Origin of the sequence: Streptomyces sp. NPDC050439 (assembly GCF_040655335.1) — a bacterium.
In the GTDB taxonomy this organism is placed as follows: Bacteria; Actinomycetota; Actinomycetes; order Streptomycetales; family Streptomycetaceae; genus Streptomyces.
Map to the genome: position 1 here is coordinate 1,315,154 of NZ_JBFAJT010000002.1, position 18,637 is coordinate 1,333,790.

Below are 18,637 nucleotides of genomic sequence, written 5' to 3' on the forward strand. Positions count from 1 at the left end.
TGGGCCGGGTGGCGGGTCAGTGGGTCGCGGGGGCTTCGGTGCGGCCGGCCGCCGGGTCGCCGGACGCCGTCACCGTGCCGGGCCGCGAGCGGAGCCCGAAGCCGCTGACGAGTGCGGCGAGCAGGGCCGCGGCGAGCGGGACCCAGAGGGCCGCGCGGTAGCCGTCAAGGAGAGCGGAGGGTGAACTCGACGTGGTGGCCCAGACGTTGACGGCGGTGACGGTGGAAAGTCCGAGGGCCGCTCCGAACTGGAAGGCGGTGTAGAGCAGTCCGCCGGCCAGGCCCTGCTCCTCCTCCTTGACGCCCTCGGTGGCGACGATGGTGAGCGGTCCGTAGGTGAGGGCGAAGCCGAGGCTGAGGATGATCAGGCTGGGGAACATCGCCAGGTACGTCCAGTCGGCGCCGACCGGCAGGAACAGGGCGTAGGAGAGCGCGGCGAGGAGAAGACCGCCGAAGATGACGCGGGCGTTGCCGAAGCGTTCGACCAGCTTGGGGGTGACGGTGGGCGAGAGCACCGCGTCGAGACCGATGACGATCATCGCGAGGCTGGTCTGCAGCGTGGACCAGTCCCGCAGTTCCTGGAGGTAGAGGACGACCAGGAACTGGAATCCGAAGAAGCCGCCCGCGAAGAAGAGCCCCGCGAGGTTGGCGCGGACCAGGGCGCCGCTGCGGAAGATCCCCAGACGGACGAGCGGGGAGGCCGAGCGGCGCTCCACTGCGACGAAGACGGCGAGGAGGGCGAGACCCGCGGCGAGCGTGCCGATCGTGGCGGCGGCGCTCGCGTGGGATGCGCGCTCCACGCCGAGGACGAGCAGCACGATCGCGCCGGTGACCGTGAGGGCGCCCGCCAGGTCGACGCTCTGCCCGGTGCGGTCGGGCCGCGGTGACTTGGGGACGTAGGCGAGCGCGGCGGCCAGGATCAGGGCGGAGAGCACCACGGGCACGAAGAACACCCAGCGCCAGCCGATCGCGGTGAGCAGTCCGCCGACGACCAGGCCGATCGAGAAGCCGCCCGCGGCGGTGCCGGAGTAGAAGAGCAGCGCCTTGTTGCGGCGCGGGCCCTCCTCGAAGCCGGTGGTGATGATGGAGAGGCCCGCGGGGGTCATGAAGGCCGCGGCGACGCCGGTGACGAAGCGGGCGACGATCAGGGTCCAGCCTTCGGTGGCGAATCCGCCGAGCCCGGAGAAGACCAGGAAGACGGAGAGCCAGAAGACGAACATCTGGCGGCGTCCGAAGAGGTCGGCGGCGCGGCCGCCGAGCAGCATGAAGCCGCCGTAGCCGAGGACGTAGGCGCTCATGACCCACTGCAGGGAGCCGGTGGACAGGCCCAGGTCGGCGCGGATGGACGGCAGGGCCACGTTGAGCATGGCGACGTCGATGCCCTCCAGGAAGATCGCGCCGCACAGGACGAGCAGGACACCCCACTCACGGGGCTTGAACTGTGAGCTCATGTCTCTTCTCCGCCAATTCATCGATGGTGCGGGGGTGTTGCCGGGGGATTTCCCGGCTCACTCACCCTCGGTCAGGGCGCGAGGCGGAACAACGGCGAAGATCGCAACGTTCGTTCAACCGGGCTTACCGATCCGCACTGCCTGGGGGGACGTCGATGGAACGCGATGAAGTGGAGTGCTTTCTGCTCCTGGCCGAGGAGTTGCACTTCGGCAGGACGGCCGAGCGCATGCGGCTGTCCCGGGCCCGGGTGAGCCAGCTGATCCAGCGCACCGAACGCCGGGTGGGCGCACCGCTGTTCGTCCGCACGAGCCGCCGCGTCGGCCTCACCGCCCTCGGCCGGCAGCTCCGCGCCGACCTGGAGCCGCACCACCGGGCGATCGACGCCGCCGTCGAGCGGGCCGCGGCCACGGCGCGCGGCATCGACAGCGTGCTGCACGTCGGTTTCGCCAACCCGCTGGCCGGCGAGATCGTGATGCGGGCGACGGAGGCGCTGCGCGTGAGCCATCCGGGTCTTGCCGTGGAGATCTGCGAGGTGCCGCTCGGCGATCCGTACGGGCAGTTGCGCAAGGGCGAGTTCGACGTTCAGCTGACGGAGTTCCCGGTGCGCGAGGAGGACTTGGGCGGTGGTCCCGCGCTGCTCGCCGAGGAGCGTGTCCTCGCGATCGCCTCGGCGCATCCGCTGGCGGCGCGGGACTCGGTCTCGCTCGACGACCTGGCCGGGGTGCCGCTCCTGACGATCGCGGGCGAGGTGCCCGACTACTGGCTCGAGCACCACGTCCCTTCCCGCACCCCGTCCGGCGCACCGATCGGCCGCGGTCCCGGGGTGACCAACATGCAGGAGGCACTGATGCTGGTCGCGGGCGGCAAGGGCGCGTTCCTGGCCCCCGCGCACACCGGGACGTACTTCACCCGGCCGGGAGTCGCCTACGTGCCCTTCGCCGATGCCGAGCCGGTCGGTTACGGGCTGGTGTGGCGGGCCGGGCACGGCACGGGGGCGGTCGCGACCTTCGCGCGGACCGCACGCGAGGTGGCCCACGAGGTGGCGCAGGGAGATCCCCGCAGCGTGGTGCCGGGGGCCGTCACCGCGGCAGGCTGACAGAGGTGGGGGTTCCGGTGCGGCGCATCGCGCGGACCGCGCCGACGGCGACCACGGCCCAGACCGCGAGCGCCGGCCAGACGAGCACCTTTCCGCAGGTCCAGAGCGCCGGTACGTCCGCGGCCGTGGAGGTGGAGAGCGCGGCGACGGCGGTCATGCCGAGGGGGAAGACGGTGGCCCAGCGGCGTACGTCGTGGTGGGGGCGCGGCCAGCGCAGTTCGCAGGCGACGAGCACCGCGTACCAGGCGAAGGCGAGGCCGAGCGCGATCAGGGTGACGGAGCGCAGGACGTCGTGCGCCGGGGTGGCCCATTCCAGCGTGCCGTCCGGCACGGCGGCGGCGACCAGCTTGGAGCCCGCGAGGGCGGAGATGGCCATGGCACCCGCGATGATCCAGTGGTCGCCCCGGCCGGTGGCGAGTTGGCGGAAGTCGAAGCGGAGCAGCACCACGCCGTACAGGACGAGGCCGATGACGAAGAGCACGAGGGCGGGCCACATCAGCCACGCCTGCCGGTCGGCGGTGGCCACGGTGGCGGCGAGGACGACGATCGCCTGGGTGGCCACGCACACCAGATAGGCGGCGCCCGGGACCCTGCTCTGCCAGTGCCGGATGACGTGGGACATGAGCAGCGGCCAGAGCAGCACGCTGAGGCAGAGCAGCGCCACCGAGACGGGCTGGTGTCCGAGCAGGGAGAGGCGGGTGCCGAGGACCGCCGTCGCGGCGACGGCGGTCAGGGCGGGCGGGGTGTCGATCTCATGGCGCCAGCGGTTCCGTTCGGTCAGCAGATGCCGTACGAAGACGGTGGCGAGGAACACCCACACCAGCCCCGCCACCACGAGCAGCGCCACCGACGCCCACTCCACGCCGAGCAGGTGCAGTGCGACGGAGAGCACGGCGGTGGCCATGACCACGGCTCCGGACGCGGGCGGCAGTCCGTCCGCCCAGACCGTCCGGCGCGGACCGCGGCCGCTGGCTGCATCGCTCGGCATGGCGCGACTCCATCAACGTACGAGCCCCTGGCCGCGATCCTGACACGCCCGCGAGCCCCCGGCACGCCGAGGTGGCCGCGCCCTGCGCGGGCTGTGGCCGCTCACAGCTTGAAGACCACTCCCCGCCACACCCACCCCGCGCCCAGGACGGCGTCGCGCAGGGGGTCCTTCATGTCGGCGGGATCGAAGCTGAAGGTCTCCTTCTTGTGCAGCTTGCCGTCGGCGCCGCGCTCGTAGGTCCACCGCCGGGACTTCACGGTCGACTGCCCGCGGGAGTACTCGCGTGACTGCGCGAGCCTGGGGGTGTCCCCGACCCACGAGACCTGCCACTGCTCGTCGAGGGCACGCACCTCGTTGCTGTCCGGGACCAGGCGCATCCGGGTCTTGAGGGTCCGGTCCAGCTGGGTGCGGACGAAGAAGGTGTGCCAGGCGGGCTCCAGGATCCGCCACTCCGCCACGAGATCGGCGCCTTCGGAAGGGGTGCCGTTGCGTACGCGGTACGGCACGTCGGAGCCGTTGAGCCCGAGCAGCGCGGCCCGCACGTCATCGGCCGCACGTGGTCTGACACCACTGCTGGGGTGCTTGGTGCCGGTCAGCTTGTCGAAGAGGCCCATCGGGTCAACCTAGGGAGGGTTGACGCGTACCCGCAAATGCCGGATGCGGTCCGGGGGAGGGTGCGCGGCACCTGTCGCAGGTGCCTTGCCAAGCTGTATTCAACGGTCGTAGAGTTCAACACCGGACGAGTTCAACGGGTGTTGACTTTGATGTTCCTCCGCCCCCACGGCGCCCCCTACGACCAGGAGAGGCAGGGCTCGCTCGTGCAACAGATCCCCTTCCAGATGAACGACGGCGGTCTCGTCGCTCTCCTGCCGGACGGGCACGTCGAGTTCCTCGCCGCGCCCGCCAGGGAGCTGATCCTGCGTCACAACGCCGGAGACCCGGTCTCCTCCGCCGAGTTGATGAGCCATGTGCTCACCGACCCCCTGGTGGAGCTGGAGCGGTTCCACCTGTCCGCACCCGCCATCGCGTTCGTGGAGACCACGAACCTCTGCAACCTGCGCTGCCGGCACTGCTACGCGGACTCCGCGCTCAAGCGGCCGGACGAGATGTCCACCCCGCGCATCAAGCAACTCCTGGACGACTTCGCCGAGATGGGCGTACTCCAGGTGTTCCTGACGGGGGGTGAGATCTTCTCGCACCGGGACGCCGGGGAGATCATCCGGCATGCGCGCGGCAAGCCGTTCAGCACCCAGATCTTCACCAACGGGCTGCTCGTCACCGAGGAGCGGCTCGCCGAGATCCCGGCGGGACAGTCGTTCTTCATCAGCTTCGACACCGCCGACCCCGAGCGCACCGTGCGCGGCAAGATGGACTTCCCCAAGCTGCAGCGCGCCTTCGAGATGATGCGCAAGCACGGGCATGTGTTCCGCACCGCGATCTCCGTGCACCGCAACAACATCCACGACGCCGAGGAGATCTTCGACTGGTGCGCCGACCACGGCTATCCCCGGCCCCAGTGGCTGGAGACCCACCCGGTGGGCCGCGCCCTGCTCCACCCGAACATGCTGCTCAGGCCCGAGGACATCGATGAGGTCTTCGGCGTCTACCAGCGGTGCATGGAGCGGTACTCGTCGGACCCGGGCATGGCCGCCGGGGACGGCGCCGGCTCCGGCAGTGGTGCCGGGCGGCGCGCGGCGGACGAGATCCGCGGTGTCGACACCATCAAGTTCTGCCAGCGCCTCGAACGCGCCGTGGGGCAGGAGAAGTGCGGGCGCTCCGTCGTCTACGTGAACAGCCGCGGCGACGTGTACCCGTGCAGCAACTGCATGTCCGGCCAGCTCTACGGCGCGGGGAACATCACCGAGCGCTCGTTCAGGGACATCTGGGAGCACGGCTTCGACGAGTTCCGCGACATCAGGTTCAGCGACCACTCCGTCTGCGGCCAGTGCCCGGTGGCCCAGGAGGACATCTGGTGCCAGTTCCGCTGCCCGCCCCTCGCCCGCAACATCACCGGCGACCCGAAGGGCTGCGGGGCCACCGAATACCTCCAGGAGTTCACCCTGCGCTCCGGCCGCTACTGGCGTGGGCGCGCCCAGCGCGACGTACGGCTGACGCTGACCCCGCGTTAGCCGCCGCAGCGCCCTTTGACCCCCGCTCCCGACGACGTGAGCGGGCCCCCGTCCACGGCGGCAGCACCGAAGCCGCCCCACCGAAGGGAAAGATCCATGGGAGCCGAGGAGAAGAAGGTCATCCGCATCCACCTGGAGCCGGGGCAGGAGGGCGTGACGCTGAGCGCCGTCGGCGCCGCTTCGGCCACCGCACCCTCCGAGACGACGCTGGTGGAGGCCACCACCGTCACCGAGGCCACGGTCATCGAGGTCGAGGTCTGAGCCCCACCGGACCCGTAATCCGGCGCACCGCCGCCCGGCACCGGCCCCGCCCCTGACGCGGGGCCGGGCCGGGACGGCCCCGCCGCCTCCCAGTCCATATCCCGTCACCAGAGACGAGGTCGCGACGAGCATGGAGAAGACCGCCTCAGCCAGTACCACCACCCTCCGCCCCGGCACCGGGCTCGCGCGACTGCTCCAGGAGAACCCCGCGCTGCGGATCGGCCAGGACGACTACAACATCAACGTGACCGCCAACTTCGGCGAGCAGCTGTCCGAGCGGCACGTGGCCGACGCGCTGCGCCGCCACCCGGGGGCCGGACGCCCGGCGCATCTCTACTTCCATGTGCCGCTGTGCGCGTACGTCTGCCACTTCTGCAACTACGTCAAGCGCAAGGTGCCCGAAGGGCCCGAGGGTGAGCGGGCGCCGCGGATCTGGACCGACCTGCTCCTCGACGAGTCGGAGCGGCAACTGGCGCACTCCCCCTGGCTGTCCGCCGCCCGGATCGAGTCCGTGTACCTCGGCGGAGGCACCGCGTCCCTGCTCGGCACGGAGCAACTCGCGCGCCTCATACGGCACATACGCTCGCGCTACACGCTCTCCGACGACTGCGAGATCTCGCTGGAGGGCAACCCGGACAACTTCCAGCACGACGAGCTCGCCGAGGCCTGCGCCATCGGCTTCAACCGCTTCAGTGTCGGCGTCCAGTCCCTGCAGAGCGAGGTCAACGCCTTCGCGGGGCGCGGTCACGACGCCGCCATGTCGCTGACCGCGGTGGAGAAACTGCGGGCGACGGGGCGGCCGTTCAACGTCGACATGATGTTCGGCCTGCCGCACCAGAGCGTGGCCACCGTCGCCGACGGCATCCGCCGCCTGGTCGACCTCGACGTACCCACCATCACGATCTACCGCCTGCGCAACGCCGACCGCGCGAAGATGGGCATCGGCAACCGCGCCCTGTGGAACGTCGAGAGCGTCAAGGCGCGGCTGAACGACGAACACCGCTTCCCCGCCCTCGGCGAGACGTACGAGATGCGCGAGGCCATCGTCGAGACGCTCCTGGACGGCGGATACCACCCGAGCCCCTGCGGCTGGTGGAACCGCCCCGGCGTCTACCCCGACGGGAACATCCCCCGTGTCTCCCGCAACAAGTGGCAGCGGCACGACTCGATGATCGCCGTCGGCCCCGGCGCGTACGGCTGGCTGACCGGCGACGGCGACGGCGACGAGATCGTGCAGACCCACAACACCGCCGACATCTCCTCCTACGCCCGCCGGTTACAGCAAGGGCCCGGGCTGCCCCTCGCCTCCGGCCGCCGCCTCGTGGGCCACGAGGCCATCGGCATGGTGCTCGGCTTCGCCTTCAAGGCGAACCAGCCGATCGACGCCGGAAGGTTCAGGAGGCGCTTCGGCGTGGAGCTGTTCCGCGACGATCCGTTCGCCCCGGTCTTCGACGAACTGATCGAGCGCGGACTCATGGAGCCGGTGCCGGGCACTGCGGAGAGCGTCGTCCCCACGCTGGACGGCGAGGCGCTGCACGAGGAGATCATCAGTGTCTACTTCCACCAGCGCGTCGGCGGATTCGCCGAAGCCGTCTGCCGTCGGTGATCCCGTGGCCGTACAGGAACGCACCCAGTGGCGGATCGACCCCGCGGGCGCCGCCTATCGCACCCGGCGCTCGTTCCCGGCCGGGCCGCCGAACGCGACCGTGCTGCTCGCCGGGCCCGGCAGCGTGTCCGCCCTCGACGGCGAGGGCCGCGACGACACACTGCTGCGGGACCTGACACACCGTCTGGTGGCGGACGGGGCACAGGTCCTCACCTGCGACATGCCCGAGAGGGACCGCGGACGGCCCGCCGACGACTCCGACTCCCGGGCCCGGGCCGACCGGCTCGGTCAACTCCTGCGCGCGCACGAGCACTTGGCGGTAGGCCCGGTCACCCTGATCGGGTTCTCGCTGGGCGGGCAGGCCGTGCTGCGCATGCTCACGTCCGGCGACCCGCGCCGGACCGACCGGGTGGTCCTGGTCGGCACGGTCCTTGAGGAGGACACCTTCCTCAGCAGCCAGATCGAGACCCTCGACCTGGTCTACGGCAGCCTCGACCTGATCGGTTACGTCGCCGAGGCCGACGACGGCCTGCCGCCCGTGGCCCTCACCCCCGACATGTACGGCAAGTGGTCGGCCGCCCGGCTGATCGGACGGCACGCGCTCGACGTGCACGTCTATCTGTTCAAGGGGCTCGGGCACACGCTGCACCCCTGCGCGGCCGGTCCGGTGCCGGACCCGGTCTCGGCACTGACCGCGCTGGCCGCCGGCCGGTGACGACGAACGAGAGGAAGCAGGCCAAGAACATGCTCTCCAGCCAGCGATTCGACAAGATCGCCGACAACTTCGCCACCAGCGAGGTGCACCGGTCGAGCCCGACGGTGGAGGCCCTGCACGAGACGCTCGGCCCACAGACCGGCAAGGACATCTGCGATGTCGCCTGCGGCGCAGGCCACCTGGCGCTCTCCTTCGCCGACGAGGGTCCGTCCCGCCTGGTGGGCGTCGACCCCGCGCCCAGCATGCTCGAATCCTTCCTCAAGCTCGCCGCGGAACGCTCGGCCACGGTCGAGTCCACGGAGGCCTTCGCCGAGGAACTCCCCTTCCCCGACGCCTCGTTCGACCTCGTGGTGTCGCGCCTGGCCCCGCATCACTTCCGTGACATGCCGACGGCGGTGGGCGAGATGACCCGGCTCCTGAGGCCCGGCGGACGCCTCGCCGTCATCGACCTCGAAGGCCATCGCGACCCGGAGATCGACGCCCTCAACCATGATCTCGAGATGCTGCACGACCCGACCCACCACCGCAGCCACACCCTCACGGAGTGGGTCGGCTTCCTCCAGGACGCCGGTCTGAACGTGCCGGTGGCCCGGGGCTCGCTCGCGGAGAGTCGCACCGGCGTGCCCGTCAAGCGGTGGTGCGAGATCGCCTCGTCGGGGGCGGAGGCCGAACAGGCCATCCGGCAACGGCTCCTCGAAGCCCCGAGCGCCCATCTGCACGCCCTGGGCATCCGCAAGGACGGCGACGAGTTCCGCATTCCCGTGCGCACCTGCATGGTGATCGGCGTCAAGCCGCTGCGGGGGGCGCGCTGAGATGCCGGTCATCAGGCTGTACTCACCGGCGCCGAGCCCCGGCGAGTCCGTGCTCGCCCAACTCGCCGCCTCCGTCACCGGGTTGCTCGGCATCCCGGCGGGCCACTGCTGGCTCTGGTGGCAGCAGGTGGAGCCCGGTTCCTTCCACCGGCCGCAGTGGCAGGGCCCGGGAAATCCCGCGCCGGTGGGCTTCGTCGTCTGCAAGGAAAGCTACGGCCGGGCACAAGTGGGCGACCTTCTGCGGCTGCTTCAGGACCGCATCGGCGACCTGCTCGACGTGCCCCGCGAGGACGTCTACCTCACGGTGGGGCGCGCCACGGCCGGGGAGCTGCTGGTGCGGGGCGAGGTCTGGCAGGGCGACACCCAGGAGCAGGGCGAAGCCCAGGATCAGGGCGAGCCCGGGGAGGTGACCGGCATCGTGCCGATCGCCACCGTGCACAACGACCGCAAGGAAATCGTCGACGACCACTGGGGGCCGGTGGCCTCCGTGATCCGCCTGGACGCGGGGCGCTTCGGACCGGACGCCCTGCTCGGCCTTGACTCGTTCTCGCACCTCGAAGTCGTCTTCCACTTCCACCGGGTGCCGCCCGAGAAGGTGGAGCGCGGGGCCCGCCACCCCCGCGGCAACCCGGACTGGCCACGGGCCGGCATCTTCGCGCAGCGCGGCAAGAACCGCCCGAACCGCATCGGCGTATCGCGCTGCCGGCTCATCAAGGCGGACGGCCTCGACCTGCACGTCCTGGGGCTCGACGCGGTGGACGGCACACCAGTCCTCGACGTCAAGCCGTACATGACGCAGTTCGCGCCCCACGGCGACACCGAACAGCCCTCGTGGGCCGACGAGTTGATGCGCGACTACTACTGAGCGACGCCGCACCGGGCGAGGCAGCGGAAAGAGACGGGGGCGAGGGCGACATGACGGGTCCGACGGAGCACAAGCACGACGGACGGCGGCTCAAGCTGCCCGGAGCGGCGGGCAGCCTGCTCGCCGCCGTGTTCGTCGACGCCCTCGGGAGCGGCCTCTACATGGCCGTGTCCGTCATCTTCTTCACGCGGTATCTGGACCTGGGGACAAGCCAGGTCGGCATCGGTCTGTCCGTCGCCGGAGCCGTGTCGTTCCTGTCCCTCGTGCCGATCGGGGTCCTCGCCGACCGTGTCGGCCCGCACCGCATGCTGATCGCCGCACATCTGGTGCGGGCGGCGCTGCTCCTCTGTTACCCGCTGGCCTCGGACTTCCGGGCGTTTCTCGTGGTGGTCTCCGTCCTCGCGGTGGCCGACCGCGGGGCGTCGCCGCTCGTGCAGGGGCTCTTCGGGGCGGCGGTGGGCAAGGAGGAGCGGGTGCGCGCCATGGGACGCGCGCGGTCGCTGCAGAATCTGGGGCTCGCCCTGGGCGGTCTGGTGGCCGGCGCGGCGCTGCTGCGGGAGAGCGACACGGCGTACGTGAGCACCGTCTACGCCAACAGCTTCTCCTTCGTGCTCGCCGCGGCCCTGGTCCTGCGGCTGCGGGTACCCCGCCATGACGCGGGCAACGGGCGTCCGCTCCCCTGGCGGCAGCGCCTCAGCGTCCTGAAGGACCGCAGGTTCAGCGCGCTGACCTCGTTGAACTCCCTGGTCAGCCTGCATGTCACCGTACTGACCACGGGCGTGCCGCTCTGGGTGCTCGCCCACGACGACATCCCGCGGGGCACCATCGCCTGGACGCTCGTCCTCAACACCGTCGTCGTCGTGCTCTTCCAGGTCCGCGCCACCAAGGGCACGCAGAGCGCGGCGGACGGCGGCCGTGCCCTGCGGCGGGGAGGCCTGCTGCTCGCCGTGTGCTGCGCCGTCCTGGCCGTCAGCGGTGCGGTGCCCGTCTGGGCAGCCGTGACGCTGATCCTCGCGGCGGTCGGCTTCCAGGCGTTCGCCGAGATGCACCAGCAGGCGGGGGCCTGGGCGATCTCCTACGACCTCGCGCCCGAGGACCGGCGCCAGGTCTACCTGGCGTTCTTCAGCCTCGGCAACGCCGCGCGCAACACGTACGGGCCGCTCGTCATCACCTTCCTCGTGGTCCGACAAGGGCCGGTGGGCTGGCTGTTGCTCGGGGCGCTCGTGCTCGGCGCGGGCACCTGGGCCGCGCGTCTTGGACTGCCGCGGACCGCGACACCCGCGCCCGGCCCGCCCGTGCGGTCCGGCGCCCCCGCCCCCTGAACCACACCATCACCAGCCACCGAACCAGCCACTGCCATCGCCACAGCCGTACGAGTCCAAGGAGGACCCCGTGGCCACCAGCGCCCCTCAGCAGTCCGTCATCGTCGTCGGGGCCGGGCCCACCGGTCTCGCCCTGGCCTGCGAACTGGCCGCCGCCGGGATCTCCTGCACGGTCCTGGAGCGCCGCACCGCGCCCTCCGCGCAGTCCCGCGCGATGGGCCTCTACAGCAGGACCATGGAAGTCCTCGACCTGCGCGGCCACGCCGACGACCTGGTGGCCCTCGGCCGGCCGGTGCGCCGCATGGTCCCGGCGCGCGGCGCGGTCGTCGACTTCGCCGAGCTCGACACCCGTTTCCCCTGCCTCAACGTCATCCCGCAGAGCCGGACCGAGTCGGTGCTCCAGCAGCGCGCGATCGATCTCGGCGTCACCATCGAGCGGGACGCCGAGGTGTTCGGACTCGGCCAGGACGGCAAGGGCGTGACCCTGCAGGTGCGTTCGCCCGCCGGGGAGTGGGAGGAGAGCGCCGACTTCGTCGTCGGCTGCGACGGCGCGCACAGCGTCGTACGCGAACTCGCGGGCATCGCCTTCCGGGGACGGACCTACGACATCGCGCCGATCCTCGCCGACGTACGGCTGCGCAAGCCGCCGCCGGAGGCCGTGCTCCTGCGCAACGGCGGGGGCGGGATCGTGCTCTCGGTGCCGTACGGCGACGGCCTGTACCGCCTTGCCGTGGCCCACCGGGACCGGCCGTGGACGCGTGACCCGGTGACCCTCGACGAGCTGCGCGGACTCCTGACCGAGGCGCTCGGATTCGACCCGGAACCCCACGAGCCGACCTGGCTCGCCCGGTTCAAGATCCACCAACGGATCGCCGATCAGTACCGCACGGGTCGGGTCCTGCTGGCCGGGGACGCGGCCCATCTGCATTCGCCGCTGGGCGGGCAGGGCATCAACCTCGGCATCCAGGACGCGGTCAACCTCGGCTGGAAGCTCGCCGCCGAGGTGCAGGGCTGGGCGCCCTCGGGGCTGCTCGACTCCTACGAGGCGGAGCGCCGCCCGCACGCCGAGCAGATCCTGCGCGCCACGGACCGGGCGACGCGCCTGGCCACGAACCCCTCCCCCGTGCTCAACACCGTGCGGCGCACCGTCCTCGCGCGGCTCCTTTCGCACAGCGGGCCACGGCGCGTCGCGGCGGAGGCGATCAGCGGGCTGCGCGCCGACTACTCGGTGCGCGGCAGCCGTCGCGGCGGCCTCCCGATCCGGGTCGGACAGCGGGTCCCCGACCTGCGCGTGCCGCGGCCCGACGCGCCTCCGGTGCGGCTGTACGAGCTGATGCGTGACGGTCGCTTCCTGCTCGTCGACCTGAGTGCGGACGGGGCGGCGGCGAAGCTCGCCGAGGACTGGGGCTCGCGGGTGAGCCCGGTCCGGGTGGCCGGTCCGCTGCCCGGACTCGCGGGCGTGGAGCTCTTGTTGGTCCGCCCCGACGGGTACGCGGCCTGGGTGGCGGGACCGGAGGAGCGCGGCGCGGACGAGGACCGGGTGAGCGAGGCACTGCACCGGTGGTGCGGGGTCCAGGGCCCGGCACCGAGCCGCCGTACACACGAGACGCCGGCCGCGCGCCCGTCACGGCCCGCCCCGGCTCCCGCGCCGGAAGCCCCGGCGGGAGAGCAGGCGGGCGACCAGGCCGGCGCGGAGAGCCTGACCTCGCGGCCCGAGGCGTAGACGGCCCGAGTCCCGCTCCCGCACCGAGGCCGGGTGCGCGCCGCTGAAGCCGCGCGCCCGGCCGGGCCACCGCACCGCCACCGCACCGCCACCGCTTCCGCCCGGTCGAGAAAGGGGATGCCGTGGACCACAGCGGGACCACACGTTCGCACCGCACGCGCGCGGCGATCCTGTACGCCGCCCGGCTGCACTTCGCCGCCGACGGCTATCAGCGGGCCACCATCCGCGCCATCGCGGCCACCGCTTCGATAGACCCCTCGATGGTCATGCGGTACTTCGGGACCAAGGACCAGCTCTTCGACGCCGCTCTCGACGTCGACCTGGGCCTCCCCGACCTGACGGGCACTCCCCCGGAACAGCTGCCGTACGTCCTGGTCACCTATTTCCTCGCCCCGTGGGAGAACGACACGGACGAGGGCTCCCTGCGGCTGCTCCTGCGGTCCGCCGCGACCAACGAGCGGGCGGCCGAGCGGCTGCGGCGCATCCTGCACCAGCAGTTCACCAGCAGCCTGACGGGTGTGCTCGGCGCCGAGCGCGCCGCGTCCAACACTAGTCTGGTCGCGGCGCAGTTGCTCGGTGTGGCGTTCGCCCGCTATCTGCTGCGGCTGCAGCCGATCGCCGATCTGCCCGTGCAGGCGCTGGCGAAGCTGGTCGCGCCTTCACTGCTCACCGCTCTCTGGGCCAACTAGGGATTACCGAGAGCTAGTTGCGCCAGCTGAGCGGAGAGCGGTAAGGGGACTGCGGGCCGGGGCGCTCCCACAGCGGAACCACGGACACGGACTCCGCGGCGGTCTCGTCGCCGTCCTGCGGGCCCGCCGCCGCGGCGCGGGACAGCAGCACCGCCGTCAGGGCGGCGAGTTCCTCGTCCAGGACGCTGCCGCCCTTGACGACACGGACCAGGGGCTGTGCGGGGGTCGCGGTGGTCATGTGTGCTCCTTCTGCGAAGTGGGGTGGGCTGCGCTCCGGTGCGGGGGTGGCCGCCTACTGCGGCGGGTTGCCGTGCTTGCGTGCCGCGAGCTCCGCGTGCTTGGTCCGCAGCATGCGCAGGGCGCCGACGAGGACCCGGCGGGTGTCGGCGGGGTCGATCACGTCGTCGAGGAGTCCGCGTTCGGCGGCGTAATAGGGGTGCATGAGCTCGGCCTTGTACTCCTTGACCATCTGCTCGCGCATCGCGTCGGGGTCGTCGGCCGCCTGGATGCGGCGCCGGAAGATCACGTTCGCGGCGCCTTCCGCGCCCATCACCGCGATCTCGTTGGTGGGCCAGGCGTACGCGAGGTCCGCGCCCACGGAGCGGGAGTCCATGACGATGTACGCGCCGCCGTACGCCTTGCGCAGCACGAGCGAGATCCGCGGGACGGTCGCGTTGCAGTACGCGTAGAGGAGCTTCGCCCCGTGCCGGATGATGCCGCCGTGCTCCTGGTCCACGCCGGGCAGGAAGCCCGGTACGTCGAGCAGGGTGACCAGCGGGATGTTGAAGGCGTCGCAGAGCTGCACGAAGCGCCCGGCCTTGTCGCTCGCGTCGATGTCCAGGACGCCGGCGAGGGACTGCGGCTGGTTGGCGACGATCCCCACGACCTGCCCGCCGAGCCGCGCGAACGCGACGACGACGTTCGTCGCCCACCGCTCGTGCACCTCGAGGAACTCGCCGTCGTCGACGATCTCCTCGATGACGCGGCGCATGTCGTAGGGGCGGTTCCCGTCGACCGGCACCAGGTCGGTGAGCGCGTCGCACAGCCGGTCCTCGGGGTCTTCGGGTGCCACGGCGGGTGCGGTCTCGCGGTTGTTCTGGGGCAGCAGCGAGAGGAGATAGCGGACGTCCTCCAGGCAGCCGTGCTCGTCGTCGTACGCGAAGTGCGCGACACCCGAGACGGTGGCGTGCACGTCGGCGCCGCCCAGGCCGTTGTGCGTCACCTGTTCCCCGGTGACGGCCTGCACGACGTCGGGTCCTGTGATGAACATCTGCGAGGTCTCGCGCACCATGAACACGAAGTCCGTGAGCGCGGGGCTGTAGGCAGCGCCGCCTGCGCAGGGCCCGAGCATCACGCTGATCTGCGGGATCACACCGGAGGCGCGGGCGTTGCGGGTGAAGATCCCGCCGTAGCCGGCCAGCGCGGTGACGCCCTCCTGGATGCGGGCGCCAGCCCCGTCGTTGAGCGAGACGAGCGGCGCCCCGGCGGCGATGGCCATGTCCATGATGCGGTGGATCTTCGCGGCGTGCGCCTCGCCGAGCGCGCCGCCGAAGATGCGGAAGTCATGGGCGTACACGAACACGGTCCTGCCGTGCACGGTGCCCCAGCCGGTGACCACGCCGTCCGTGTAGGGCCGCTTGTCCTCCAGGCCGAAGCCCTGCGCGCGGTGCCGCCGCAACGGCTCCACCTCCTGGAAGGTGGCGTCGTCGAGCAGCAGCGCGATGCGTTCGCGGGCGGTGAGCTTGCCCTTGGCGTGCTGGGCGGCGGTCGCCTTCTCGGAGGGCCCGTTCTCGGCGAGTTCGCGGATCGCGTGCAGCCGGGCCACGCGACCGCGGGCGTCCGGGGCGAAGGCGTCCGGCGCGGGATTCCCGGGCGGCAGCACGTCGCCCGCCCCGCTCGGCGCGCTCATGACGCCAGCGGCGCGGGGCCGCCCGCCGCGAGCAGGTCGGGGACGTTGCACAGGGCGTCGGCCACCGCTGAACTCCGGCGTGCGGGGCGGGTGTTGCCCTGGGGCGACATGGTCCACGTCAGGAGCGCGGTCCCCAGGCTCATGCCGCCGCCGAACGCGGCGAGCACGACCGTGTCGCCGGGTGCCGCCGCTCCCGCGCGGTCCATCTCGGCCAGGGTGATCGGCACCGATGCCGCCCCGGTGTTGGCGTACCGCTCCAGGGTGAGGTGGAGTGCGGCGCGGTCCATGCCGAGTCCGGGCCAGAGGTCGGCGAGCATGATGCCGTTGGCCTGGTGCGGGACGAAGTGGCGTACGGCGCCGGCGGGGACACCGGCGCGTCGCAGCAGCCCGCCGATCTCGTCCGGCAGCGTGCGCTGGATGAAGTCGCGTACGCCGCGGCCGTCCATCCGGAAGTAGTGGCCGCCCTCGGTCACGGTGGCGGGCGAGGCCGGGTGACGGCTGCCGCCCGCGGCGACGCCGATCAGCCGGTGCGCGTCACCGCGCGAGGTCAGGGAGATCTTCCGCAGGCCGAGGCCGGGCGCCACCGGCCCCAGGACCGTGGCCCCCGCCCCGTCCCCGAAGAGGACGGCGGTCCGCCGGTCGGCGTAGTCGAGGATGCGGGAGTAGATGTCGGCGCCGATGACCAGGCCGTGGCGCGGCTCATCGGCGGGCGCACCGGCCAGCATCCGTTCGACGGCCTTGAGCGCGTATACATAGCCGCTGCACACGGAGTTGACGTCGAAGGCGGCGGCCCGGGTCGCGCCGATCAGGTTCTGCACGAGTGCGGCCGTGGCGGGCTGCGGGTGGTCCGGGGTCGAGGTGGCGACCACGACGTAAGCGACTTGATCCGCCGTCAGCCCTGCTCTGGCCAGGGCGCGTTGTGCCGCTGCGGCGGCCAGGTCGGACGTGGCCTCGTGGGCCGCGGCCCTGCGCCGTTCGCGGATTCCGGTCTTGCGGACGATCCACTCGTCGCTCACGCCCGCGCCGCGCCCGATCTCCTCGTTGGTGATGACGGTCTCGGGCAGGTAGGACCCCACTCCGACGATGCCGATCGACTGCACGATTCCTCCTCGGCGCGGTGCGAACCGCGGTTCCACTGGGTGCGCTCTCACTGGCGTCGACTGCCCGCGCTGTCCGGGTGGTTGTGGGAGCCCACAACTCCACAACCGATGAACTCATCGCTTGTGGAGTTTCGCATACACGCGCCCGCCCGCCAAGCCCCCACCGTCGCACCGGCATTCGCCGTCGACACGCCCATCTCCCGCCATGCGGGCGCCACTTGACGAATTCAACGCCAGTAGAGTTCACTGCACAGTGAAATACTTAAGCGGTGGACAACCCCGCACCCGGCGGCCGTCAAGCACGGGTCTCGTCACACGGCGCTCCCCTTGACGACGCCATCGGCACAGCGTCGCCATGCCACACACCAACGGGAGATGCACCATGACCATCACCACCGAGAGTCTCGTGGACACCCAGCGGACCGAGGCCGCTCAGGCCCTGGTCTCCGCGGCCCGCACACTCTTCGTCGAGCGCGGCTACCGGCAGACGAGCCTGGACGACCTCGCCGGCCAGGCGGGGCTCGAACCGGAGCTCGCCCGCGCCCTGTTCGCCGACAAGGCCGAGGTCTTCGCCGCCCTGCTCCGGCGGACCTTCAAGGTGGCCGGGCTGCTCGCGCCCGAGGTCGCGGTGGGCATCGACGACGACCTGCCGACCCGCCTCGCCCGCAGCTACCTGCCCCTGTGGGAGCCCGGCGACGAAGAGTCCCCGCTGGTGGAGGTCTACCGCATCGCGCTCTCCGACCGGGACGCCTCCGCGGTCCTGCGCACCTGCATATCGGAGTCGCTCAACGGCCAGGTCGACCAGCAACTCCCCGGCCCGGACGCGGATCTGCGCACCGCGCTCTTCGGCGCCCAGCTCGGCGGCACCGCGATCGTCCGGCACCTGATCGGGGTCGAGGCCGTCGCCTCCGCCGACCTCGAAACCGTCGTCGAGACGATCGCCCCGGGGCTGCGCCTGACCCTGATCGGACCCGCCGACCCCCGGTGAATCGGCCGCCGGCACCTGCCCGAGGCCGGGCCCCCGGAACAGGGCACGACTCCGCGCCAAGATCCACGCACGCCTCTGGAGTCCTCGGTTAGCGCCTGTTAGGATGTTTTCACTAAGCAATGAATTAGCCGCTCTGACACCCCCCGAAGTGCAGTGATTCCATGACACCCAGGCGCACGGACGGACCAGCGACGTCCGCCCGAAAGTCCACGTCCCCTCAGAAGCCGCCCCCCGGCAAGAAGCCGAGGCCGCTGCGCGCACGCAGTGGCCGACGGCCCGGCGACAGCGGCACACGCGAGCAGATCCTGGTGGCCGCGCTCCATCTCTTCGCGGACCGCGGCTACACGAGCACGACCATCCGCTCCATCGCCGAGGCGGCGCAGGTGGACCCGGCGCTCGTGCATCACTTCTTCAGCAACAAGGAGGGGGTCTTCCGCGCGGCGGTCGAGTCACGGCTCAGCGTCTCCGCCGCATTCGACGAGTTCGACGCGCCCCAGCCCGACGGGTCGTCCCGGACCGCCGCGTGGCTGGCCCGGACGTACCTGAACTTCTGGGAGCACGAGGACACGCGCTATGCGATGACCGCCATCTACCGCGCGGGGCTCGCCGACAGTGCCACCTCCGACCTCCTGCGGGACCGGATCGAGACAAGCATCAAGAACTGGGCCGGGCAGATGGTCTTCAAGGACCATCCGGACGCGTCCATCGTCTCGGCCCTCGCCTCGTCCCACCTGGCGGGCGTCGCCATCATCCGCTACGTCCTCAAGGTCGAGCCCCTGGCCTCGATGGACTTCGAGGACATCATCCGCTGGGTGACACCCACCCTGAACCTGCGGCTCGCCTCGCTGGACCTCCCGGATGTCCCGGCCCTCGCGGACATCGTCCCGGAGGACCAGGACTGATCCGGTCCGTCGAGTCGAAGGCCTGACCCGGTCCGTCGCGCCGAAGGCCTGACCCGAGCCGTCGGGGCGAAGGCCGGGGAA

The 18,637-nt window shown here is 71.6% G+C and carries 18 protein-coding genes; 12 read left to right on the top strand and 6 right to left on the bottom strand.

Annotation, left to right across the window (positions count from 1 at the left end):
- Positions 1–16: 16 nt before the first annotated feature.
- Positions 17–1,450 (bottom strand): MFS transporter, encoded by a 1,434-nt coding sequence (locus AB0I66_RS12880; protein WP_363207794.1) that lies wholly within the window; start codon positions 1,448–1,450, stop codon positions 17–19.
- Positions 1,451–1,605: 155 nt separating this feature from the next.
- Between AB0I66_RS12880 and AB0I66_RS12885 the strand changes: the two genes are divergently transcribed.
- Complete coding sequence (locus AB0I66_RS12885; protein WP_363207795.1) at positions 1,606–2,547, top strand: LysR family transcriptional regulator; 942 nt, start codon at positions 1,606–1,608, stop codon at positions 2,545–2,547.
- Here AB0I66_RS12885 and AB0I66_RS12890 read toward each other — a convergent pair.
- On the bottom strand, positions 2,531–3,535 hold the full coding sequence (locus tag AB0I66_RS12890; protein ID WP_363207796.1) for a tellurite resistance/C4-dicarboxylate transporter family protein: 1,005 nt from the start codon (positions 3,533–3,535) through the stop codon (positions 2,531–2,533). The two genes, AB0I66_RS12885 and AB0I66_RS12890, sit on opposite strands and share 17 nt — an antisense overlap.
- A 101-nt stretch (positions 3,536–3,636) precedes the next feature.
- Positions 3,637–4,149 carry a hypothetical protein gene (locus tag AB0I66_RS12895; RefSeq protein WP_363207797.1) on the bottom strand — a complete coding sequence of 171 codons (513 nt, stop codon included), beginning with the start codon at positions 4,147–4,149 and terminating at the stop codon, positions 3,637–3,639.
- 150 nt (positions 4,150–4,299) lie between these two features.
- On the opposite strand from AB0I66_RS12895, the gene AB0I66_RS12900 reads away from it, so the two are divergent.
- The 9 genes from AB0I66_RS12900 (at position 4,300) to AB0I66_RS12940 (ending at position 13,657) form a co-directional block, all read left to right on the top strand.
- Positions 4,300–5,664, top strand: a complete 1,365-nt coding sequence (locus tag AB0I66_RS12900) for a radical SAM protein (protein WP_363207798.1) — start codon at positions 4,300–4,302, stop codon at positions 5,662–5,664.
- A 96-nt stretch (positions 5,665–5,760) separates the two neighbouring features.
- Complete coding sequence (locus AB0I66_RS12905; protein ID WP_363207799.1) at positions 5,761–5,925, top strand: hypothetical protein; 165 nt, start codon at positions 5,761–5,763, stop codon at positions 5,923–5,925.
- A 130-nt stretch (positions 5,926–6,055) separates the two neighbouring features.
- Positions 6,056–7,531: a radical SAM protein gene (locus AB0I66_RS12910; RefSeq protein WP_363207800.1), complete on the top strand. Its 1,476-nt coding sequence runs from the start codon at positions 6,056–6,058 to the stop codon at positions 7,529–7,531.
- Complete coding sequence (locus AB0I66_RS12915; RefSeq protein WP_363207801.1) at positions 7,476–8,246, top strand: hypothetical protein; 771 nt, start codon at positions 7,476–7,478, stop codon at positions 8,244–8,246. Before AB0I66_RS12910 ends, AB0I66_RS12915 begins: the two co-directional genes overlap by 56 nt.
- The gene (locus tag AB0I66_RS12920; RefSeq protein ID WP_363207802.1) at positions 8,243–9,058 is read left to right on the top strand and encodes a methyltransferase domain-containing protein; all 816 of its coding nucleotides are present in this window, start codon (positions 8,243–8,245) and stop codon (positions 9,056–9,058) included. Before AB0I66_RS12915 ends, AB0I66_RS12920 begins: the two co-directional genes overlap by 4 nt.
- Positions 9,059–9,473: 415 nt before the next feature.
- Positions 9,474–9,923 carry an SAM-dependent methyltransferase gene (locus AB0I66_RS12925; protein WP_363207897.1) on the top strand — a complete coding sequence of 150 codons (450 nt, stop codon included), beginning with the start codon at positions 9,474–9,476 and terminating at the stop codon, positions 9,921–9,923.
- A gap of 50 nt (positions 9,924–9,973) precedes the next feature.
- Positions 9,974–11,245 carry an MFS transporter gene (locus AB0I66_RS12930; RefSeq protein ID WP_363207803.1) on the top strand — a complete coding sequence of 424 codons (1,272 nt, stop codon included), beginning with the start codon at positions 9,974–9,976 and terminating at the stop codon, positions 11,243–11,245.
- Positions 11,246–11,315: 70 nt separating this feature from the next.
- On the top strand, positions 11,316–12,968 hold the full coding sequence (locus AB0I66_RS12935) for an FAD-dependent oxidoreductase (protein ID WP_363207804.1): 1,653 nt from the start codon (positions 11,316–11,318) through the stop codon (positions 12,966–12,968).
- 122 nt (positions 12,969–13,090) lie between these two features.
- Positions 13,091–13,657 carry a TetR family transcriptional regulator gene (locus AB0I66_RS12940; protein WP_363207805.1) on the top strand — a complete coding sequence of 189 codons (567 nt, stop codon included), beginning with the start codon at positions 13,091–13,093 and terminating at the stop codon, positions 13,655–13,657.
- Between the two features lie 13 nt (positions 13,658–13,670).
- Here the strand turns inward: AB0I66_RS12940 and AB0I66_RS12945 are convergent, their stop codons facing one another.
- From AB0I66_RS12945 to AB0I66_RS12955, 3 genes are read right to left on the bottom strand one after another with little or no spacing between them, the layout of a single operon-like run.
- Entirely contained in the window at positions 13,671–13,895 is a 225-nt protein-coding gene (locus tag AB0I66_RS12945; protein WP_363207806.1) for an acyl-CoA carboxylase subunit epsilon, read from the bottom strand.
- Positions 13,896–13,949: 54 nt separating this feature from the next.
- The gene (locus tag AB0I66_RS12950; RefSeq protein WP_363207807.1) at positions 13,950–15,566 is read right to left on the bottom strand and encodes an acyl-CoA carboxylase subunit beta; all 1,617 of its coding nucleotides are present in this window, start codon (positions 15,564–15,566) and stop codon (positions 13,950–13,952) included.
- Complete coding sequence (locus AB0I66_RS12955) at positions 15,563–16,666, bottom strand: beta-ketoacyl-ACP synthase 3 (protein WP_363207808.1); 1,104 nt, start codon at positions 16,664–16,666, stop codon at positions 15,563–15,565. Before AB0I66_RS12955 ends, AB0I66_RS12950 begins: the two co-directional genes overlap by 4 nt.
- 382 nt (positions 16,667–17,048) lie before the next feature.
- On the opposite strand from AB0I66_RS12955, the gene AB0I66_RS12960 reads away from it, so the two are divergent.
- Together AB0I66_RS12960 and AB0I66_RS12965 are read left to right on the top strand one after the other, a co-directional pair.
- Positions 17,049–17,654: a TetR family transcriptional regulator gene (locus AB0I66_RS12960; RefSeq protein ID WP_363207809.1), complete on the top strand. Its 606-nt coding sequence runs from the start codon at positions 17,049–17,051 to the stop codon at positions 17,652–17,654.
- Positions 17,655–17,815: 161 nt separating this feature from the next.
- Positions 17,816–18,556 (top strand): TetR family transcriptional regulator, encoded by a 741-nt coding sequence (locus tag AB0I66_RS12965; protein WP_363207810.1) that lies wholly within the window; start codon positions 17,816–17,818, stop codon positions 18,554–18,556.
- Positions 18,557–18,637 lie beyond the last annotated feature (81 nt).